The following is a 348-nucleotide window of genomic DNA, read 5'->3' as shown; positions in this document are numbered from 1 at the left end:
CCCGTGGGTGTGGAGGTGTGCTGCGGAGGTGAGGAGTCGGGTGAGGGTGCCTTCGTTGCGGCGGAGGGTGCCGGTGATGGTGTCGGCGCCCTCGACTTCTTCGATGCTGTAGGTGAGGACGGGGTGGGCGCTGGACTCGATGTAGGTGGTGTGGCCGCTGTCGGTGAGCTGTTCGATGGCGGTGTGGAAGTGGACGGTCTGGCGGAGGTTGCGGTACCAGTAACCGGCGTCGAGTTCCGTGGTGTGGATGAATCCGGGCTGGACGGTGGAGAAGAAGGGCACTGCGGAGGTCTGGGGTGTGATGCCCGCGAGGGCTTCGGTCAGGTGCTGCTCGATGGTTTCGACGTG

The 348-nt window shown here is 65.2% G+C and carries 1 protein-coding gene; it reads right to left on the bottom strand.

All coding sequences use genetic code 11. From position 1 onward, the window contains the following. On the bottom strand, positions 1 to 348 hold a 348-nt coding region (locus IE94_RS36800), incomplete at both ends, for an acyltransferase domain-containing protein (protein ID WP_037924956.1).

The organism is Streptomyces violaceorubidus (genome assembly GCF_000717995.1).
Taxonomy (GTDB): domain Bacteria; phylum Actinomycetota; class Actinomycetes; order Streptomycetales; family Streptomycetaceae; genus Streptomyces; species Streptomyces violaceorubidus.
Note: the sequence above shows the minus strand (reverse complement) of the source record. Positions and strands in the feature narration are given on the sequence as shown.